The 17,418-nt window shown below is 65.2% G+C and carries 17 protein-coding genes and 1 pseudogene; 8 read left to right on the forward strand and 10 right to left on the reverse strand.

Annotated features, from left to right (window positions below; translation table 11 throughout):
• The first annotated feature begins 34 nt into the window (after nt 1-34).
• Nucleotides 35-361 (forward strand): DUF1840 domain-containing protein, encoded by a 327-nt coding sequence (locus tag DXT59_RS00080; protein WP_116134735.1) that lies wholly within the window; start codon nt 35-37, stop codon nt 359-361.
• Nucleotides 362-507: 146 nt separating this feature from the next.
• On the opposite strand, the gene metH is transcribed toward DXT59_RS00080, so the two are convergent.
• The 7 genes from metH to DXT59_RS00115 all read right to left on the reverse strand — a co-directional run bounded on the left by metH (nt 508) and on the right by DXT59_RS00115 (nt 9,222).
• Entirely contained in the window at nt 508-3,270 is a 2,763-nt protein-coding gene (metH, locus tag DXT59_RS00085) for a methionine synthase (RefSeq protein WP_116134738.1), read from the reverse strand.
• Nucleotides 3,267-3,941: a DUF4276 family protein gene (locus tag DXT59_RS00090; protein WP_116134740.1), complete on the reverse strand. Its 675-nt coding sequence runs from the start codon at nt 3,939-3,941 to the stop codon at nt 3,267-3,269. Before DXT59_RS00090 ends, metH begins: the two co-directional genes overlap by 4 nt.
• Nucleotides 3,941-5,089 (reverse strand): AAA family ATPase, encoded by a 1,149-nt coding sequence (locus tag DXT59_RS00095; RefSeq protein WP_116134742.1) that lies wholly within the window; start codon nt 5,087-5,089, stop codon nt 3,941-3,943. The genes DXT59_RS00090 and DXT59_RS00095 overlap by 1 nt, the downstream gene beginning before the upstream one ends.
• 27 nt (nt 5,090-5,116) lie before the next feature.
• Nucleotides 5,117-6,175, reverse strand: a complete 1,059-nt coding sequence (locus tag DXT59_RS00100; protein WP_116134745.1) for a homocysteine S-methyltransferase family protein — start codon at nt 6,173-6,175, stop codon at nt 5,117-5,119.
• Between the two features lie 163 nt (nt 6,176-6,338).
• A complete protein-coding gene (locus DXT59_RS00105) occupies nt 6,339-6,596 on the reverse strand; it encodes a BTH_I0359 family protein (RefSeq protein ID WP_102609771.1) in 258 nt (85 codons plus the stop codon).
• A 277-nt stretch (nt 6,597-6,873) separates the two neighbouring features.
• Entirely contained in the window at nt 6,874-8,082 is a 1,209-nt protein-coding gene (locus DXT59_RS00110) for a DUF3108 domain-containing protein (protein ID WP_116134747.1), read from the reverse strand.
• A gap of 126 nt (nt 8,083-8,208) precedes the next feature.
• Nucleotides 8,209-9,222 (reverse strand): IclR family transcriptional regulator, encoded by a 1,014-nt coding sequence (locus tag DXT59_RS00115; RefSeq protein ID WP_162877878.1) that lies wholly within the window; start codon nt 9,220-9,222, stop codon nt 8,209-8,211.
• A gap of 23 nt (nt 9,223-9,245) precedes the next feature.
• Here DXT59_RS00115 and DXT59_RS00120 point away from each other — a divergent pair, with 23 nt between their 5' ends.
• From DXT59_RS00120 to rfaE2, 6 genes are all read left to right on the forward strand, one after another.
• The gene (locus DXT59_RS00120; protein ID WP_116134749.1) at nt 9,246-10,232 is read left to right on the forward strand and encodes a fumarylacetoacetate hydrolase family protein; all 987 of its coding nucleotides are present in this window, start codon (nt 9,246-9,248) and stop codon (nt 10,230-10,232) included.
• 115 nt (nt 10,233-10,347) lie between these two features.
• Nucleotides 10,348-11,196: an enoyl-CoA hydratase/isomerase family protein gene (locus tag DXT59_RS00125; RefSeq protein WP_205417351.1), complete on the forward strand. Its 849-nt coding sequence runs from the start codon at nt 10,348-10,350 to the stop codon at nt 11,194-11,196.
• A 48-nt stretch (nt 11,197-11,244) separates the two neighbouring features.
• Nucleotides 11,245-12,075 (forward strand): PhaM family polyhydroxyalkanoate granule multifunctional regulatory protein, encoded by an 831-nt coding sequence (locus DXT59_RS00130; protein ID WP_116134751.1) that lies wholly within the window; start codon nt 11,245-11,247, stop codon nt 12,073-12,075.
• An 81-nt stretch (nt 12,076-12,156) separates the two neighbouring features.
• Nucleotides 12,157-13,365, forward strand: a complete 1,209-nt coding sequence (locus DXT59_RS00135) for a patatin-like phospholipase family protein (protein ID WP_116134773.1) — start codon at nt 12,157-12,159, stop codon at nt 13,363-13,365.
• Nucleotides 13,366-13,761: 396 nt separating this feature from the next.
• The gene (locus DXT59_RS00145; protein ID WP_205417352.1) at nt 13,762-14,625 is read left to right on the forward strand and encodes a ferritin family protein; all 864 of its coding nucleotides are present in this window, start codon (nt 13,762-13,764) and stop codon (nt 14,623-14,625) included.
• Between the two features lie 19 nt (nt 14,626-14,644).
• Nucleotides 14,645-15,139, forward strand: coding sequence for a D-glycero-beta-D-manno-heptose 1-phosphate adenylyltransferase (gene rfaE2 / locus DXT59_RS00150; protein ID WP_116134757.1), 495 nt, complete (start codon nt 14,645-14,647; stop codon nt 15,137-15,139).
• A 26-nt stretch (nt 15,140-15,165) separates the two neighbouring features.
• Here the strand turns inward: rfaE2 and DXT59_RS00155 are convergent, their stop codons facing one another.
• Genes DXT59_RS00155 through DXT59_RS00165 form a run of 3 tightly spaced genes read right to left on the reverse strand, consistent with a single transcriptional unit; the run spans nt 15,166 to nt 17,150 of the window.
• Entirely contained in the window at nt 15,166-15,405 is a 240-nt protein-coding gene (locus DXT59_RS00155; RefSeq protein WP_116134759.1) for a hypothetical protein, read from the reverse strand.
• Nucleotides 15,406-15,417: 12 nt separating this feature from the next.
• Entirely contained in the window at nt 15,418-16,236 is an 819-nt protein-coding gene (locus DXT59_RS00160; RefSeq protein ID WP_116134761.1) for a type III pantothenate kinase, read from the reverse strand.
• Complete coding sequence (locus DXT59_RS00165) at nt 16,233-17,150, reverse strand: biotin--[acetyl-CoA-carboxylase] ligase (protein ID WP_116134763.1); 918 nt, start codon at nt 17,148-17,150, stop codon at nt 16,233-16,235. Before DXT59_RS00165 ends, DXT59_RS00160 begins: the two co-directional genes overlap by 4 nt.
• A gap of 133 nt (nt 17,151-17,283) precedes the next feature.
• On the opposite strand from DXT59_RS00165, the pseudogene DXT59_RS31020 reads away from it, so the two are divergent.
• A pseudogene (locus tag DXT59_RS31020) lies at nt 17,284-17,418 on the forward strand (ABC transporter permease); the annotation flags it as partial.

Below are 17,418 nucleotides of genomic sequence, written 5' to 3' on the forward strand. Positions count from 1 at the left end.
GCGTGGTAAACAAAACGAAGGAAACGGGTCCATCATGTTGATTACATTTAAATGTCGTGCGGCGCCGGATGTCGTCATGCTTGAAAATCTGGCGCAGTATCTGGTCGGCATCGTCGGCAAGCAATTGGGCGCGCGCGGCGTGATTACGCACGCCGAGTTGCCCGAGGCGATTTCGAAGCTAGAGGCGGCGATCGTGACGGACAAGCGGGAGATTGCCGAACACGAAGGGCATTTCCATGAAGGGGAAGAGGGACATGAGCCGCACGAGTTGCCGATCGGCCTCGCCCAGCGCGCTTTCCCGTTCCTCGACATGCTGCGCGAAGCGCATCGCGAAAACGCCGACGTCCTTTGGGGTGTTTGAGCGGCCTCGTCCAGGCCGGACCGCCGTGCGGCAAGCGTAGCCGCAATAGTCGGAACAAAGAGCCCGGTTCACGCTTGCTCGCGTGAACCGGGCTCTTCCTTTTGTGCGGACCGCGGGCGCGCTCCGCGATTGCCGCGCGCCGTCGATTAGAGCAAGGGCGCCAACGCCCGCTCGGCATCGGTGAGGGCGATCTCGTTGCGGCGGGCGAAGTCTTCCACTTGGTCGCGATCGATTTTGCCGACCGAAAAGTAGCGGCTTTCCGGATGGGCGATGTAAAAGCCCGACACGCTCGCGGCCGGCAGCATCGCGAGCGATTCGGTCACCGTCATGCCCACCTCGTCGGCCTTGAGCGTGGCGAACAAGTCGCGCTTCACGAGGTGGTCGGGGCAGGCCGGATAGCCTGGCGCCGGCCGGATTCCGGCGTAGCGTTCGGCGATCAGCGCTTCGTTGTCGAGCGTCTCGCCGGCCGCATATCCCCACAGTTCGCGCCGCACGCGCGCGTGCATGGCTTCGGCGAATGCCTCGGCCATCCGGTCGGCCAGGGCTTTGAGCATGATCGCGCTGTAGTCGTCGTGATCGGCGAGGAATTGCTTTTCCTTCGCATCGACGCCGATGCCCGCCGTGACGGCGAACATGCCGATGTAATCGGGCACGCCCGAATCCTTGGGCGCGATGAAATCGGCGAGCGAACGGTTCGGGCGCATCACGCCGTCCACCACGGGCCGCACGCTCTGCTGGCGCAGGTTATGCCACGTCATCGCGACTTGCGAGCGCGATTCGTCGGTGTAGATCTCGATGTCGTCGTCGCCGACGGTGTTCGCGGGCAGCAGCGCGATGACGCCGTTGGCCGTCAGCCAGCGGCCGGCAATGAGCCGCGCGAGCATCGACTTCGCGTCGGAGAACACGCGCCGTGCGGATTCGCCAACGATTTCGTCGTTCAAAATCGCCGGGTAGGGGCCGGCGAGGTCCCACGTCTGGAAAAACGGGCCCCAGTCGATGTATTGCGCCAGCTCGTTCAGGTCGTAGTTCTTGAACACGCGACGCCCCACGAAGGCCGGTTTCACGGGGCGGTAGGCGGCCCAATCGATGCGGGTCTTGTTGGCACGCGCTTGCGCGAGCGTCACCATCGGCTGCGCTTTTTTATTGGCGTGCTGCTGGCGGATCCGCTCGTATTCGCTTTTCAGTTCGTCGAGATACTTGGCCGCGCCCTCGTCGGAGAGCAGATTCGACGCTACCGACACCGAGCGCGACGCGTCGGGCACGTACACCACCGGCCCTTCGTAATGCGGTGCGATCTTCACGGCCGTATGCACGCGCGAGGTGGTCGCGCCGCCGATCAGCAGCGGGATTTTCTTGATGCGGAAGTAATCGTCGCGCTGCATTTCGGAGGCGACGTAGGCCATCTCTTCAAGGCTCGGCGTGATGAGTCCCGAAAGCCCGACGATATCCGCGCCTTCCACCTTCGCTTTGGCGAGGATTTCGTTGCACGGGACCATGACGCCCATGTTGACGACTTCGAAGTTGTTGCATTGGAGCACGACCGAGACGATGTTCTTGCCGATGTCGTGCACGTCGCCCTTCACGGTCGCGATGACGATCTTGCCCTTCGCGCGCACGTCGCCGCCCGCCTCGGCGAGCTTGCGCTTTTCCTCCTCGATGAACGGGATCAGATGCGCCACGGCTTGCTTCATCACGCGCGCCGATTTGACGACCTGCGGCAGGAACATCTTGCCCTGACCGAACAGGTCGCCCACGATGTTCATGCCGTCCATCAGCGGGCCTTCGATCACGTTGATCGGCCGTCCCCCGGCCGCGGCGATCTTTTGGCGCGCCTCTTCGGTGTCTTCGACGATGAAGTTCGTGATGCCGTGCACGAGCGCGTGCGCTAGGCGTGCCTCGACGCCTTGATTGCGCCATTCGAGGTTCTCTTCCTTCTTGGCCGCGCCGGTTTTGAATTTGTCGGCGATTTCGAGCAGCCGGTCCGTCGCGTCGGCGCGCCGATTGAGGATGACGTCCTCCACGCGCTCGCGCAGCTCGGGATCGAGATCGGCATAGACGCCGAGTTGGCCGGCGTTGACGATGCCCATGTCCATCCCGGCTTGAATCGCGTGATAGAGGAACACCGTATGGATCGCTTCGCGCACCGGGTCGTTGCCGCGGAACGAGAACGAGACGTTAGACACGCCGCCGCTTACCTTGGCATACGGCAGGTGCTGCTTGATCCAGCGCGTGGCTTCGATGAAATCGACGGCGTAGTTGTTGTGCTCCTCGATACCCGTCGCGACGGCGAAGATGTTCGGGTCGAAGATGATGTCCTCGGGCTCGAAGCCTACTTCGTCGACGAGGATTCGATACGAACGCTGGCAAATCTGCGTCTTGCGCTCGAACGTATCGGCTTGGCCCGTTTCGTCGAATGCCATGACGACGGCCGCGGCGCCGTAGCGTCGAATCAGCCGGGCATGGTGGCGGAACGCTTCCTCGCCTTCCTTCAGCGAGATCGAATTGACGATGGCTTTGCCCTGCACGCATTTGAGACCGGCCTCGATCACTTCCCATTTCGAGGAGTCGATCATGATCGGCACGCGCGCGATGTCGGGTTCGGAGGCGATCAGATTCAGAAAGCGCACCATCGCCGCTTTCGAATCGAGCATCGCTTCGTCCATATTGACGTCGATGATCTGCGCGCCATTCTCGACTTGTTGGCGCGCCACCGCGAGCGCCTCGTCGAACTGGCCGTTCAGGATCATGCGGGCGAACGCTTTGGAGCCCGTGACGTTCGTGCGCTCGCCCACGTTGATGAAGAGCGCGCCGGAGGCGACGTTAAACGGCTCGAGGCCGGCAAGACGCATCATGTGTTCGGTCATGGTTTGTGTGTGATCTGGCGTAAGTTCGTCCGGGTGCGATGTCATAGCGGCTCGAGGCTGCTGATGCGCTCGAACCATTGCCGGAAGTGCGGGCATTTCTCGCGGATTTCGTCTAGGCCGATGCGGTTTGCGAGATCGGGGCCGTGCAGTGTTTTCCGGTACCGCGGCTTCAATATGCGCGCGAGCAGCTTGGATGGAGCCGTCTCGGGAGAATCATTGATATGTTCCGGTGTTGGAAACCTCGCCTGAACGGCCGAGAGTTCGTCTTGATGGTGAGCCCACGCCGCCTCTGTTTCGCTAAAACGGCTCACGTTGGAAAACAGGATTGCTTCGAATTCGTGCGGCTGGATGTGGGGAATGAAGCGTTCGCGGCGACACTGCGACGCTGCGATAACGTCGTCCGCCAGCAAGGCTTCGATTTGCGACGCTCGTTCGGTGGGAGGCCGCCCGCGGCTTTCTTTCACTCCGGGAAAGCTCGTGTCCAACCCGTAGAGATCGAAAAAGCTGGTGACGTAAGTGTTCGTCCGTTGCGCAAGGGTACTCTTCAACTGTTGCCGCACGCGGGCAAGGTTGAGCGCCCCCCCGCTTGCCGTACCCGACGTCTTGATCAATCGAGGCTCGACGAAGATGTCGAGTCGACCGAGCGCGGGCGCCAATACGCTCCTAACAAACGTTTCTTCGGTCTGCCCTTCCCCGACGACGATCAGCGCGATCATTAGGCCGGTCTCCCGCCGAGGACATTTTGCTTCCAAAGCTCGCCCAGTGAGTAGTCGCCCAGCCAGGTTTTGAACTCATCCGGGTCGAGCCGGCGAAACTCCGAGGCGTTGTCTCTTCGATCGACGACAATCAAGTCTTCGACGCTGAGGCAGTTGATGAGCTCGACCGATTGCGTGGCGATGATCAATTGCTTGTGCTCCGCGGCACGTTGCAAGAGATCGGCGAGGACGTTTATCGCATAGGGGTGCAAGCCCAATTCCGGCTCGTCCAGTAAGATCACCGGCGGCATTAGCTCCCACGGCTGGAGCAAAAGGGTGCACAGACAGATAAATCGTAGGGTGCCGTCCGATAGGGCATGCGCCTTAAGCGGTGTGTCGGGGTCGCGCCGCTCGGTCCATTCGAGCTGCACATCCGCCGTTTCACTCGCTCGGTAGACGAAGTCGTCGAAGAACGGCGCCACGAGCCGAATGGCCGCCACGATCGCGCGGTAGCTGGCAATATGGTTCTCGCGCAGCATGCGGAGCCACGCCGCTAGATTCGCTCCATCCTCTTTCAAGCGGAGCGTGTCGTTAGTCGCGTGTATTTGCTTGACCTTCGCGGAATCGCTAGTGTCGTGGAAGTGGTAGACGCGCAGGCGGTTGAGCGGGTGGACGATTTCCTGCAGAAAGCGAGCCGTCGCAGGGTTGGCGGTACCCGCGTCGAGGTGGCGGGCTAGTTGCGACTCGGGATGCGACGCGCCAAAGGTTATCGGCCGCGACTGCGAGTGCTGCCACCGGTTATCCCAGACGATCTCTTGCCCGAAAACCAGACGATGGTCGGTCGTAGGCTCCAGCTCGAATCGATAGCGGTCCGCTTGGACCGCGGCTTCACCCTCTGACACCTCGGATTGATCGAACTCGAACTCAGCGACGATGCGGTCCGTCGTTTTGCGGCCATAGTAAAGAAGCGCATCCGGCCCGCCGCGCAATTGGACATGCATCTGCAACCGCTCGCTGAACATCTCTGCGAGCATGCGGAAGAAGCCGATGAAATTCGATTTCCCGGCTCCATTCGCCCCGATCAGAACGTTCAAGTTGCGCAACTCCAGATCACGCAATGCTCGGATCGACTTGTACCCCTCGATGGTCAGTTTGTTGATCGCTGGCATGATCGCAGTCCAAATGGCGGGGGCCAGTTAAGCCGCGTCGCGGTAATGTGCCCACGCGCGCGGCTTCACGCCGCTCAGCGCTTTGGCGATCGCCGCGATGTGTTCAGGCGTCGTGCCGCAGCAGCCGCCCGCGAGATTCACGAGCCCGGCCTGCGCGAATTCCTTCAACTGGCGCGACGTGTCGTCGGGCGTTTCGTCGAAGCCCGTGTCGCTCATCGGATTCGGCAAGCCCGCGTTCGGATAGCACGACACATAGGTGTCGCAAATCTTGGCCAGCTCGGCGATGTACGGACGCATCAACGCAGCGCCGAGCGCGCAGTTCAAGCCGAACGTCAGCGGCTTCGCATGACGCAGCGAATTCCAGAACGCCTCGACCGTCTGCCCCGACAAAATGCGGCCCGAGGCGTCGGTGACCGTGCCGGAGATCATCACGGGCAGCACTTGCCCCGTGTTCTCGAACAGTTCGTCCAACGCGAAGAGGGCCGCCTTCGCATTGAGCGTATCGAAGATGGTCTCGACGAGGAACAGGTCGGCGCCCCCCTCCAGCAACGCTTGCGCTTGCTCGTAGTACGCCGCCCGCAACTCGTCGAACGTGATGTTGCGCGCGCCCGGGTCGTTGACGTCGGGCGAGATACTGGCCGTCTTCGGCGTCGGTCCGATCGCGCCCGCGACGAACCGGGGCTTGTCCGGCGTCGAATATTTATCGCAAGCGGCGCGCGCGAGCTGCGCCGACGCCAGATTCATCTCGCGCACGAGCGATTCCATCCCGTAATCGGCCTGCGCGACCGACGTGGCCCCGAACGTGTTCGTTTCGATGATGTCGGCGCCCGCGGCCAGATACTGCTCGTGGATCTCGCCGATGATCTGCGGTTGCGTCAGCGAGAGCAACTCGTTGTTGCCCTTCACGTCGCGCCCGAAATCCTTGAAGCGTTCGCCTCGATAACGCGCTTCGTCGAGCTTGTAGCGCTGGATCATCGTGCCCATCGCGCCGTCCAGGATCAAGATGCGCGACGCGAGCAGCGCGGGCAAGGCGGCGCCTCGCGTATAGGGCGTGGGGGCGGCTGGAGCGGCGGCGGACGGGTTCATGACGGGCGGGCTCTAGGCGTAATCTCGGAACCGACATTGTAGCGGCTGCCGATTGAGCCCGCCGGTGATCCCGGGGGCGAGCAACGCGCAAAAGAAAACCCCGCCCGGCAAGCCGGACGGGGTTCGATGGGATTGTCGTGCCGCCTTGCGGCCTATGAAACCGTCAGTGCAGAACCACGGGCTGGGTCATCAGACTGTCGAATTGACCGAGGAACTCGTCTACTTCGTCTAACGTGGGCTCTTCTTCGATGAGCTTGCGTACATGCTCTCGAAACTGTGCCGCCATCGCGCCGTCGATGAAGATCTCGCGCTGCGTGTTCTTGTCTACGATTTCGTAGCCACCTGCGTTCATCGCCAGGTGGCCCGCTTGCGGTGCGAACTCGACGACACAATAGTTGGGGCTGTTGTAGATCATTTGCATGGCGACACTCCTTATTCCGATTGGCTCCTGGCCGTTTTCCGCCCAGTACTTGGAGCGTGTTGCATGGAATTTCAAGGGGTGGGTCTTAAACGACGCTTAAAACGGGTTGGAACATTGCAACTAAATGTTCGCCCCCAAACCGCAACCGCCAGCCTCAAGCGCCATCGACCTAATCGTTAGACCCCAATCATGCAAAACGTTCGAGCGGCAAGGGAAAACATCGAGGATCGTCCGTGTGCCTCGACACCTGCGTTAACGGCACGCGCGAGTCGCCGGTTTAGGGCTGCTCGCGCGTCGGCCCGGTCTCGAGCGCCGCGGCATCGGACGAGTCATCCGGTGTCCTTGCCATCGATGTTGCATTTTCCGCGCCCGGCGGGCGCAGGGGGCCGCGCCAGACGAGCTCCATCTGCGAGCCGTTGGGTTCCGTCTGCATGATCCGGGCGGGCAGCCAGCCCAGCGAAGGGGCGAGCCAAACGTCGATGCGGCGCCTGTCGCCGTCATGCCGAGGCAGTCTCATGAAGTGGCGGGCGTCGATGAAACCTTCGGCAGTCCGAATCGATTCGTCGCCGATCGTCTCGATCGGCCAAAGCTCGCCGCTGTCGTCGTCGGCCACGTAGAACGAGCGCGTGACGCCCGGTTTGTAGGTATCGGGATCGCCGCGTACGAGGCTTGCAAGCTGCATCACCATGCTGAAGCGGTCTTGGGCGCCGTCCGGCAGCGCAAGCGTCGTGCTCGTGCGCGTGAAGCCGATGCGTTTGTCCGCACGGTCGAACGTCGTGACTTGCTCGGGGCGGCGGCCGCGCTTTTCGATGTAGTGCTCGGGTGCAAGGCCAAAGGCGTCGATGCGGCCGCGGCTTTCGTAGGTAAACGTCCCGACGAATGGCAGCGGTACCGAAACGAGCATTTCATAGCCCTCGCGGTCGCTTGACCATCGGATCGTGCCTGGCGCGTTTTCCACCCCGTTGTAAAAGGTGTTGTAGTGCAAATCCCCGGAGGGCGGGACCGAGAATCGCGGGCCCGTCTTCGCGGTGCCCGCGGAGGCGTGGGTCGCGGCGTCGGTGGGCTCGCCGACGGCCGCGCTCGCCGCGAGCGCGGGGCCAGTCGCCGAGGGCTCGCTGACGCCCGGCGATTCGGACCCTTGCGGCGATTCGGTCGCGGCGGGGGGCGGGGTCAGGGCATGGAGCACGGGCGCGGCTTGGCCGTGCCGAGGCGCGCGGGCACGCGCCGGTTCGGTGCGCGCCGCGGGCGGACGATGTCCGGTCTCGCCGCGCGCGATCCGTTGCGCTGTCAACAGCGCCACCTCGACGGGAGGCTTGGACGTTTCGGGCGCGAGCGCGTCGCGATGCGTCGCGAACCACACCCAGCCCGCGCCATGCAGCGCGACGGCTAGCGCCAGCGCCGCGCCCCAACGCCAGGCGCGGCGCGGCGTCCCGCGCGGGGCGGAAACGGTACTGAGCGCCGGGGGGCAGCGGGACAACTCGGACATGGCGGAAGACTCGGGCGCCCGAAGGCAGCTTGCGAAACGTGGCAAGACACGGACAAACGCACATGATGCCCGCAAATGACGGATCGTGCCGGCCGTGACGAGCCGCCGGCGATCGCGCATCGAGCGTTACCGCGGCGCTTCGCTGTAGCCGAGTTCGTACGAGAGCTTGGCGGCGCATGCCTTGAGCGCTAGCGCGATCGGCCCGTCCCATGCGAGGTCGAATTCGCCCTCGTGCCCCAGCGCGGTCAAGCCGAGCGCCAGATCGCCGGAGGCGTCGAATACGGGGACGCAAAAGGCGTGGATCGTCGGCAGCAGCATGCCGGCAACGCGCGCCGCGCCATGCTCGCGTACCTGCGCGAGCACGGCTTCGAGTTCGGCTTCGCTGCGTGGACCCGTTGCGTGCGCGGCGCGGCGCGAGTGGCCCAGTTCGCGCTCGATCATGGCGGCGGTCTTGCCGCGCGGGAGGTAGGCCGCGAACAGCAGTCCCGTGGCCGAGCCGAGCAGCGGCATGACATCGCCGAGCTTGAGCGCCGCCTTCGCCGGGTGGCTCGATTCGCTCCAATGAACGACGGTAGGTCCGAGGTTGCCCCAAACCGCGATTCCGACGGTCACGTCGAGCCGGTCGCGCAGCTCGCTTAGCGCGAGCCGGGCGAGCTTGACGCCGTCCACGCGGGCCAGCCGCGCAAGGCCCATCTGCAACGCGAAGCCGCCCAGCTCGTAACGCCCCGAAACGGGGTCTTGCGCCACGACGCCCAGGCGCTGAAAACTCACGAGATAACGGTGCGCCTTCGCGGGACTCATCTGGGCGCGCTTAGCCAGATCGCGCAGCATCATCGCGCCCGGCTCGTTCGTCAGCACCTCCAGCAGACGAAATCCGACTTCGATCGACTGGATCCCCGAGCGCACCTTTTCCTCGCCGTCGGCGCCTTCCTCGAGCGCCTCGGGCGGCTCCCCGAGCTCAGGATCGGGCGAATCGGACAAAGCGGACGGGTGGGGATGCGTGGCGGACATGAGAAAGCGGGTGCGGGGTGATCGAGGGCCCGATTGGGGCTTCGGCTGGAATGCGCGCATCGCGACGGCCGACCGGGCCCCGTGGTGCTGCGCATTCACCATCGTAAAATAGATTGCTTCCAACGTCATCTCACGGCTTCGATCCTCGCTAAATGAAACTTGCCACGCTCAAAGACGGTTCCCGCGACGGTCAATTGATTGTCGTTTCGCGCGATCTGCGCACGGCCGCCATCGCCGATGGCATCGCTCCGACGCTGCAGCGCGCGCTCGACGACTGGCCCTTCTACGCCCCGCAGCTCGCCGAGCTCTACGACGCGCTCAATCAAGGCCGCGCCCGCAATACGTTCGCGTTCGAGCCGAAGGACTGCATGGCTCCGTTGCCGCGGGCATTTCAATGGGCCGACGGGTCTGCCTACGTCAATCACGTCGAACTCGTGCGCCGTGCCCGCGGGGCCGAAATGCCGCCCGAGTTCTGGACCGATCCCTTGATGTATCAAGGTGGCAGCGACGACTTCCTCGGTCCGCGCGACGACATCGTTTGCGCCTCGGAGGCATTCGGTATCGACTTCGAAGCCGAAGTGGCGGTCGTGACATCGGACGTACCGATGGCGAGTGCGCCCGACGCCGCGCTCAAGGCGGTGCGCCTGCTCATGCTCGTGAACGACGTTTCGTTGCGCAACTTGATTCCTGCCGAACTAGCGAAGGGTTTCGGCTTCTTTCAAAGCAAGCCGGCCACGGCGTTTTCGCCCGTGGCGGTGACGCCCGACGAACTGGGCGAGCACTGGCGGGAGGGCCGCGTGCATCGGCCGATGATCGTGCATTGGAACGGTAAGAAGGTCGGTCAGCCCGAGGCCGGGGTCGATATGGTGTTTCATTTCGGCCAGTTGATCGCCCATGCGGCCAAGACACGGAATCTGCGCGCCGGCTCGATCGTGGGCTCGGGCACCGTCTCGAACAAGGACGACAAGCGCGGCTACTGCTGCATCGCCGAGAAACGCTGTCTCGAAACGATAGCGGGCGGCGCACCCCAAACGGAGTACATGAGGTACGGCGACACGGTCAAGATCGAGATGTTCGACGAAGCGGGCAAATCGATCTTCGGCGCGATCGAGCAATCGGTGGCCCCGCTCGAGCGATGACCTAGCATGGCCGCGCCGGGTTTGGCCCGATGCGGGGCCGTCCGCGCGGGCCTACACTGACGAGACTGCGACGGCGCCCACGCGGCTCGTCGATACCCTTAAAGAGCCGACACGGATGACCGATACGACGCCTGCCGAAGACTTGAAGCATTACGCGCACTACCACTCGCTGCGGTTCAAGCGCCATCCTCACGGCGTGCTCGAAATCGTCATGAGCGGCGAGGGGATGAACAAGAGCGGCCTGGCCGCCGCGGACGACCGCATGCATCGCGAACTGGCCGAGATTTGGCGCGATGTCGACCGCGACCCGCATACGCGCGTCGCGGTGATACGCGGCGAAGGCAAAGGCTTCTCCGCGGGCGGCGACCTTGGCCTCGTCGAGCAGATGGCCGACGACTTCGACGTGCGCTCGCGCGTCTGGCGCGAGGCCCGCGACCTCGTCTACAACGTCATCAACTGCAGCAAGCCGATCGTCTCGGCGATGCACGGCCCCGCCGTGGGCGCCGGGCTCGTCGCGGGCTTGCTGGCCGATGTATCGATCGCGGCCACCGACGCGCGCATCATCGACGGGCACACGCGTTTGGGCGTGGCCGCCGGCGATCATGCCGCCATCGTGTGGCCGCTGTTGTGCGGCATGGCCAAGGCGAAGTACTACCTGTTGCTATGCGAGGCCGTGAGCGGGGCGGAAGCCGAGCGCATCGGGCTCGTATCGCTCGCCGTCGAACCGGACGATTTGCAGCCGCGCGCGTTCGAGGTGGCGACGCGGCTCGCGCAAGGCTCGCAAAGCGCCATTCGCTGGACCAAATACGCGCTCAACAATTGGCTGCGCATGGCCGGGCCGACCTTCGATACGTCGTTGGCGCTCGAATTCATGGGGTTTTCCGGCCCGGACGTACGCGAAGGCATCGAGTCGCTGCGCGAGCGGCGCGCGCCTCGGTTTCCGGGCAGCGGCGAAGCGGGCTGAACGCTATACGCTTTTTGACGACATTTCACTGTATCCGAGGAGCCGTTCATGACCGATACCGCAGGCGACAAACCGCCTTTCCCGGGCTTTCCCGGTTTTCCGCCCGCCGAGATGCTCGACAAGATGTGGGACATGATGCGCCTCACGCCGTTCGGTGCGGCGTTCCCCGGGATGCAGCCCGGCACGGCGCAAGGCTTCGGCTCGCCGCTGACCGCGATGTCGGACATGATGTCGCCGCTCATGAGCGTCGAGGAACTCGATAAGCGCATCACGGATATGCGCGCCGTCGAGCAATGGCTGAAGTTGAACTTGAACATGCTGCAGTCGGCGATTCAGGCGCTCGAGGTGCAGCGTGCGACGCTCTCCACGCTGCGCGCGTTCGGTGCGTTCGCGCAGGCCTCGATGACTCAAGCGACCGATGGCGGGAGCGCGCAACCGAGCTCCCCTTCGCCGTGGAGCACGTCGTCGAGCACGCAGTCCGACAGCGCGGCGGGGCCCGGCTCGGCGGCGCGAGCGAGCGCGGCTCAGGCGGCATCCAGCGCCGGCGATAGCGATGCGAGTGCCGCCGGCGACGCGCAGCAAAGCGCAGACGCGCCGGCCGGTGGTGCGTTCGACCCGTCGAGTTGGTGGAATCTGTTGCAGTCGCAATTCAATCAATTGGCGGCGTTTGCGATGACGCAGCCGGGCGCGGCCGGCGAGCAAGGCGAGGGCGATGCGAAACCGGCATCGTCGAAAAAGGCCGGCGGCGCGGCCGGCACTCGGGCCGCGGGCGGCTCGGCCAAGGCGGCTCCCGAGCCTGCCGCGAAACGGCCGGCCGCACGCAAACCCGCGGCGAAACCCGCCTCACGGCCGGGCAGCGCCGCGCGCGGGGAAAAATGACGTCGATACGGGCAGGCCGCGAGTGAGCCGCTTCGATTGCCGCTCGCGAGTCCTGCCTGGTTTTTCGCTGGGGTGCGTACCGTGCGTCTGGCGCTGGTTTTGATGGGAGGCGGCGCGCGCGCCGCTTACCAAGTGGGCGCCCTCAAGGCGCTGGCGCAACTCGCGCGCGAGATCGCGCCGGAGCGGCGCGCCTCGCCGTTTACGATCGTATGCGGCACGTCGGCCGGCGCCATCAATGCCGCCTCGATCGCCAGTCACGCGGACGACCTCGCATTGGGCGTCGGCCGGCTCATCGATTTTTGGTCGCATATCCGCGCGGCGCAGGTCTATCGCACCGATTGGCGCGGGGTGGCGGCCGCCGGCGCGCGATGGCTCGCGGCGATGAGTTTCGGCTGGGCCGTGCGGCGCTCGCCGCGGGCGCTCTTCGACAATAGCCCGCTCGCCGCTTTGCTGCACGGCGCGCTCGATTTCGCGCGCATCGGCGAAATGCTCGATGCGCATGCGTTGCACGCCTTGTCGATCACGGCGCTCAGTTATTCGAGCGGCAGGCATTTGACGTTCTATCAGGCGGAGGAGCCGATCCAGTCTTGGCGGCGGGCGCAGCGAGGGGCGCGCATGGTATCGCTCACGCCCGCGCATTTGCTGGCGTCGTCGGCGATCCCGTTTCTCTTCCCGGCGGTGCCGCTCGAGCTCGACGGCTGCATCGAGTACTTCGGCGACGGCTCTATTCGGCAAATCGCGCCGCTGAGCCCCGCGATTCATTTCGGCGCGCAGCGCATCGTCGTGCTCGGGGCGGCGGCGCCGCGCCCCGAAGTGCCGGCGGCGGGCATCGAGAGCGGTTATCCCTCGCTCGCGCAAATCGGCCAACAAGTGCTCGCCAGCGTCTTTCTCGACTCGATCGGCGCCGATATCGAACGCATCGAGCATATCAACGGCATGATTCGTCACCTGCCGCAGCAGATCGAACCCGAGAGCGGCTGGCGCCATGTCGATGTATTGCCGATCGCGCCCAGTGAGCGCATCGAACTCGTGGCCGCGCGCCATCTAAAGCGTCTGCCGCTCACGGTGCGCGGGCTGCTGGGCGCCGTCGGCGGCAACCGGGCCGCCGGCGCGTCGTTCGCGAGCTATCTGCTGTTCGAGGCGGAATTCGCGGCCGAACTGATCGAACTCGGGTTTCGCGACGCGCTTGCGCAGCGCGAACGGCTGGCCGATTGGATTCGCGCGACCCTCGAGCAAGAGCCGGCGGGCGCAGCGCGGACGGGCGCCGAGCGCCCCCGCGCATTGCCATGAGCCGACGCGCCGCCGTTGTGGCGGCGCGTCGGACGTTCCTCGAAGCGGGCGGCGACGCCGGCGGCGCATGCTATCATTTCAAAGCTTTCGATCCGTGGGCGAACACCCAAAAACCATGATCGCGGTTGGTCGTTGCGCCGCCGTCCTCCGGACACTGCAAGGCAAGGGCTCGGCGCGAGGCGCGGCGCCGCGTTCGATCATCTCCGGGGCTCAGCGCCGGGCGATGTGCACACGCGCGGCACCGGTCGCACCGGCGGCCTTGAGTTCGGTCAATAAATGGATACGATCGCAGCGTAAAATTGTGTGCTTTTCGCCGCACGGTGCGGCGAGCGGCCGCGCGCGGCAATAGTCATACGAGTTGCAATGGGCAGACCAGGGGTGGGACCTATGAACACCATGCTTTATCCGGAACTTTATAAATCGCTGGAATCGGTCCGATGGGATATGGAGAAGGACATTCCCTGGGACAAGTTCGATCCGTCGCTGCTGACCGACGAGCAGGCCACGACGATCAAAATGAACGCGATCACGGAATGGTCGGCGCTGCCGGCCACGGAGATGTTCCTACGCGACAACCACCACGACAGCGACTTCTCGGCGTTCATGAGCGTGTGGTTTTTCGAGGAGCAAAAGCATTCGCTGGTCTTGATGGAGTACCTGCGCCGCTTCAAGCCCGAGATGGTGCCGACCGAAGAGGAGCTGCACGCCGTGCGCTTCGAGTTCGACCCGGCCCCGCCGCTCGAAACGCTGATGCTGCACTTTTGCGGCGAAATCCGCCTGAATCACTGGTATCGCCGCGCCGCCGAATGGCACACGGAGCCCGTGATCAAACATATTTACGAGACGATCTCGCGCGATGAGGCGCGCCACGGCGGCGCCTATTTGCGTTACATGAAGAAAGCGCTGAACAACTGCGGCGACGTCGCGCGCGCGGCGTTCTCGAAGATCGGCGTCTTGATGGCTTCGGCGCGCCGGACCGAAAAGCCGCTGCACCCCACCAATTTGCACGTGAATCGCGATCTGTTCCCGCGCGACACGATCCAATCGCGCCTGCCCGATCCCGAATGGCTCGAGCGTTGGCTCGACGAGCAGATCCGTTTCGACGACGGCTGGGAAAAGAAGGTGGTCGAGCGCATCTTGCACAACCTCTCGCTGCTGTTCGAGCGCACGTTTACGACGGCTCAGGAACTGAACCGCTATCGCAAGGAAGTCGCTGCGCGCCTACAGGCCGCGGGTTCGGCCGAGCATCAGGCCGCTTAACGCGGCCTGCCTCAAGCCCATGTCTCCCGTCTCGTTCGAACGCAAAATCACCACGCGCGAAGCGCTCTCGGCCCGGCGCGACACCCTTGCCGGCCCCGTCGTCTTCACGAACGGCGTGTTCGACATCCTGCACCGCGGTCATGTGACCTACCTTGCGCGCGCGAAAGCGCACGGCGCCACGCTGATCGTCGGCGTCAATAGCGACCCCTCGGTGCGCATGCTCGGCAAGGGCGACGACCGTCCGATCAACGTCGAGGATGACCGGATGGCGCTGCTTGCCTCGCTCGAATCCGTGGATTGGGTCGTGCCGTTCGAGGAGCGCACGCCGGTCGAACTCATCCGCGCGCTGCGCCCCGACGTGCTCGTCAAAGGCGGCGACTACGACATGGACGCGCTACCCGAATCGGCGATCGTGCGCGGTTGGGGCGGCCGGGCGCTGGCGATCGCGTTCGAACACGAGCGCTCCACGACGGCATTGCTCAAGAAAGTACGCGCCCAAGCCGGCACAGCCTGAGCCGCGTCATCGGGCGTGCGGCGTGCTTAGCCGCCGAGCGGCGCCGCGTTCAGGGCCGGCGACGGATCGGGCTGACCGATGATGACTTGCTCGGCCGACTGGGCCTCGCTGATCGGCGTTGCCTTCAGCCATTCGGGATGAACCTGCCGTTCGATATGATTCGACTCGATCGGCCCGGCCGCCGGCAGCGGCCCGAGCATGCCGCTCGCGAGCGCGAACGCGATCATATTCGCAAGCAACAAAATGGCGATTAGCCAACGCAACATCGTCACGTCTCCCTATCGTTCACATCCGTTTTGCGAGCAATCCGCCGCATCTTGCGCCGCGATCAGCGCGAGCCCCGCCAACACCAGGGAGTCGTGGCGCGTATGCGGCACGTCGAGCGCCTGGGTGATCTCGTCCGCCGCGCCGCCGCCGACGACGAGCCTAACCGGTACGTCCCAAGCGCGCGACAGGTCGCGCCACGCGCGCTCGAGGAGCCCGGCCTGAGCGAACAGCGAACCGCACGCGATCGCATGGCGCGTGTCGGTCGCGAACGCATGTCGCGCGGGTAGCTCGCCGACGAGCGTGCGCGCCGAGTCCGCGGCCAACGTGGGCAATTGGGCCGTATGCTCGCCCAGCGAGCGCATCATCAGCGCCCATCCGGGCGCGATCATGCCACCCACGAATCGGCCGTCCGCCGTCAGCGCTTCCAACGTCGTCGCGGTGCCGAGCGTGGCGATCAACAGCGCTTCGCCCGGAAACGCGGCACGTGCTCCGATGAGGCTGGCCCATCGATCGCTGCCTAGCAGCTCCGGGGCGCCGTAGCCGTTGACTACGCCGCATTGCCGCGCGCGGGCGCGGATGAACGTGCGCGGCAAATCCGGCCAATGCGTATCGAGCAGCGCCGTTAGCCGCTCGGCCACGGCTTCGCCCGCCACGTTCGAGATCCAGGCGCCGGCCGGCGCGTCGAGCCCCGCCCAGTCGGAATCCGTCTCGGCCTCGAGCGTATGCGCCAATATACCGCCGCCCACGGACGCCCCGCGGCCGTCGACGAGCGCCCATTTGATGCGGCTGTTGCCGGCATCGATCAGCAGGTGCGGCGCGCGGCCCGTCATGGCGCCTCGCCGGCGAGCCGCAGCGAGACGTCACCCGTCGCGATGGCCTGCGTGCCGGTAGCGGTGGCGAGCAGAAGTTGCCCGGACGCGTCGACACCCGTTGCCGTGCCGCGTGCGAACTCCACACCTTTCTCGATCAGGACGACTTCGCGGTTCGCATAGGCGTGGTACGCATTCCAGCGATCGACGAAGGCGGCGAAGCCATGCGCGCCGAAACGCTCGATCATCTCCGTGAGCGCCTTGACGACGACGGCGAGGGTGTCGGTCAAATTCGCATTGGGCAGCGCCTGCGAGAGCGCCGCGGGCGGGGTGCCGCGGGCTTGAGCGGGCAGGCTGGACGCGGCCGCTTCCAGTTCGGCTTCGAGCGCTTCGTCGCGCCGCACGTTGATGCCGACGCCGATGACGACAGCACTGGCGCTTGCGGTGCTCCAGGCTGTTTCGATCAAGATGCCGGCAAGCTTGCGGCCGTCCAGCAGCACGTCGTTCGGCCATTTGAGCCGCACTCGCGCGGCTTCGCTCGGGGTCAAGCGTCCGAGCGCCTCGGCGACGGCGACGCCGGTCGCGAGGCTTAGACCCGCGAGACCCGCCAGCGGGCGCGGCAGCACGCACGCGAGCGAGAACGTGAGCGCGTGTCCCGGCTTCGTTTGCCACGTGCGGCCTTGCCGCCCTCGGCCCGCCGTTTGCCGGTAGGCCGCCCGCACCGCATGCACGCCCAAGGCGACACGCTCGCGCGGCAGCGCTTTCATGCGCGCCATCAGGTCCGTGTTGGTGGAGGCCGTCTCGTCGACGATCTCGAGCGCCTCGGACGGAATCGCGCTCGCGCCGCCGGCCCGCGCGCGGTCGCGGTCGATGCGCCAGTCGCCGCTCTCCGGCGCGGCGCCGGCGTTCGGAGGGGGAAAAAGGGTATCGGTCATGGCTGTATTGTAGTGGGGCCGGCGCCGGGCGGCGTGCGAACCTCGCGGTCGCGCGCCGTATCCAGTGAAAAGACCGGTCGGGCGCGCGCCCGCTACAATGGCCCCAGTTCACTTTCCGTCTGATATTCGTTCCTTGGACTTCGATACCCCGCCCGGTTTGCGGATCGAGGCCGGCACCTCCGGGCCGCGCGTCACGCTGTCCGGCCAATGGACGGCGCTGGCGCTCGCGCGCGACCGCGCCCGCGCCGGCGCGACCTCGCGCCTGGCC

It is taken from the genome of Trinickia diaoshuihuensis (assembly GCF_003390925.1).
GTDB lineage: Bacteria > Pseudomonadota > Gammaproteobacteria > Burkholderiales > Burkholderiaceae > Trinickia > Trinickia diaoshuihuensis.